Source organism: Enterobacter sp. SECR19-1250, assembly GCF_013391025.1.
Lineage (GTDB): Bacteria > Pseudomonadota > Gammaproteobacteria > Enterobacterales > Enterobacteriaceae > Enterobacter > Enterobacter cloacae.
Genome location: NZ_JACASJ010000223.1, coordinates 1 through 2523, shown reverse-complemented (window position 1 = coordinate 2523; position 2523 = coordinate 1). Strand labels below are relative to the sequence as shown.

Annotated in this window: 1 protein-coding gene and 2 pseudogenes; all 3 read right to left on the bottom strand. The window is 54.9% G+C overall.

The genetic code is table 11. The features are described 5' to 3' along the window. Positions 1–54: 54 nt before the first annotated feature. Positions 55–1521 (bottom strand): annotated as a pseudogene (bcsG, locus tag HX884_RS26060) (cellulose biosynthesis protein BcsG); the annotation flags it as partial. After that, on the bottom strand, positions 1514–1711 hold the full coding sequence (gene bcsF / locus HX884_RS26055; protein WP_039080215.1) for a cellulose biosynthesis protein BcsF: 198 nt from the start codon (positions 1709–1711) through the stop codon (positions 1514–1516). The pseudogene bcsG and the gene bcsF, both read right to left, overlap by 8 nt. Then, positions 1708–2475 (bottom strand): annotated as a pseudogene (gene bcsE, locus HX884_RS26050) (cellulose biosynthesis protein BcsE); the annotation flags it as partial. The gene bcsF and the pseudogene bcsE, both read right to left, overlap by 4 nt. Positions 2476–2523: the final 48 nt, after the last annotated feature.

Here is a 2523-nt window from a genome sequence, read left to right as displayed (position 1 = left end):
CCATCAGCAAAAGGGGATGATAAGTTTATCACCACCGACTATTTGCAACAGTGCCTTGATCTCAATCGCAGGCCCTTCATGCGGCGCCTTCATACCAAAGAACTTGATTGCCGTTGGGACGTGGGTAATTGATGGGCTTGGAATATCACGCAGGCCGGAAACCTGCATCTTGTCGCCCTGCAGCGCCGCGCCATGTTCCGGCACCATCACCACCATCACCTTACGCCCGGATTTCTCCAGTTGCGTGAAGAAGGCATCCAGCTCATCAAACAATTTCTGGGCGCGAATTTTATAATCCGCCGTCTGGCGCACGCCGGGGAAATGGTTACCGTCGTGCAGTGGCAGCAGGTTATAGAAGGTCGCGGTACGCTGACCATTATTGTTCGCCTCGTTCTCCATCCAGCGGTTCAACACGGCGGTATCGTCATAGACCGGGGAGCCATCAAACGACAACAGAACCGGCGGCAAGCCTGCCTGATTCATCAACGGCACCTGCACGCCGCCGTTGTCGCGGATCTCTTTGAGGAAATCACCAAACACGCCGTTGTGATCCATCATCAACTGTTGGGTGAAGCCCAGTTTGGCCAGGTTATCAAACAGGTAGCACTGGGCGCCGGCTGTCTGGTAGAGATTTTTATGCGATGTCTGACCGCAGCTCGCGCGTAGCAGACGAATGGCCGCCGGGCCGCTATAGGCAGTGGCCGAATTAAACTGCTTAAAGACGATATCGAAATGTGACCACAGTGGGTGCGATGACAAACCTGCGGCATCAATATCTGACCAGGAGAGCGAACAAATGTTGATAACCAGCAGATCAAAAGGCTGTGCATCTGCCGGCAACTGTGTCGGGAACGGCGTCTGGCGTTTCTCTTCGGAGGCATAGAAACTGGCGAGCCAGGCATTCAGGTTCTCTGAGGTAGGCGGCGCGGTTTGTGCCGGAATATCGCCCACCACGGGTGTTGCCGCGGTATTCGCGACGGTCGGCGCCACCGTACCGCCCGTTGTGGCAAGGGTGTTTTGTTGGGTGCTTTGCGGCCACAGGGTGAAGGCCGGGCCGACAATCGTCAGCACATTCAGCCAGATCATAATAGCGACAACAAATACCGTGACGCGTATCCACTGCGCCAGGAACAGCCAGGCGATCAGCAACACGAACAGCGCGCCAATCATCTGCCAGTTAATAAAACGCGTTACCAGATCGAGCAGGTAATCGGCGCTAAAGCCTGCCACCTGGGAGCCCTGACTCATAATGCTATCGATACCCGGTAGCCAGGTATCATGCCAGAACAGGCCGAAACCAATCGGGAGGGCAATCCAGTGGCGCAGGCGGTGCAGGCCCGGACCTGGCAATGGCATCAACAAAAAGGCCATAAACACCAGGTTCAGCAATGGATGAAAATTAAGGTAGCCCGCCCACAGCAAACCAAATTTCACCAAAAAATAGAAATTCCAGCCGGATAAACCGCGCCAGTGTTGCCACAGCGTCGAGGGTCTGGAAGGCGTCAGCGTTTGATTAGTCATGTTTTCGGTCTGCCTTGACGAACGATTCCCGACGCAATATGCCGGCCGGTTTAACGTAGCGAGGTTTAATAAACATTATTCTTGCAATAAGACGAATGCGGTACAGCCAGTGGCGTGCCAGATAGCCCAGCGGGAAGAAAATCAGCGCGCAAAGGATAACGAGTTCAATAATATCGGCGATGGACATCATGATGCGCTCCCCGTCTCTTCACTTAACAGTCGCAGGGGTTGGGGGATACGTCGCCAGACTTGCCCGTCATGCTCGGCATTCATGATTTTCGGCTCATCGCTTGTACCCGCCAGCGGACTGCCCCATTTTTCCGGCCCGACTTCCCGCAATAGCACCAGCTCGGCCGCAATCTGGTTGTCTTCGAACCACACCATGCGGTTAGAGAAGATATCGGCTGTAGGTAACGGGAAAATGTGGTTAAGGGCGGTGTCGAGATCGTTCACACGACAGAACGACAAAAACATCAACAGGCGATTATCGCCGATGGTGACAATATCCCCGGCACGGTTCGGGCGGCAGAGCGTTAGCGCTTGTTCAACGCGAATACCGGGCACCGGGCGCAGCGCCACCAGCACCCCTTTACCGTCTGGCGGTAACAGCGTGTTATTCACCATATTGGCTACCGCTTCGCAGAACGTGGTCCACGGCTGGAAGCCGCGCAGCTTGAGCGGCAGTGTCATTGAGAGCAGCGTAGAGATATCTTCCGGCACAATGCGTTTAAATTGTTGCCCCTGTACGCTTTCGATAAGCGTCAGGCAGCGGGAGAGTGGGGCGTTCCAGGGGATGACCATGTTTGCGCCACACCGCAACAGCAAACGTTCATCGGTGGCGCGCAGGCTGGCCCTGGTTTCACGAACGATAATCTTCAGTGCGCTACCGCGCTGGCGGCGCAGAGTATGAATCTGGCGGGCAATGGTTTCGATTTGGTTATTCTGACTCAGGGTGATGCTGCCAACTTACTGATTTAGTGTATGATGGTGTTTTTGAGGTGC

Excerpts from the sequence above, each read along its gene's own strand:
- bcsF (WP_039080215.1), bottom strand. The coding sequence starts at position 1,711 with ATGATGTCCATCGCCGATATTATTGAACTCGTTATCCTTTGCGCGCTG.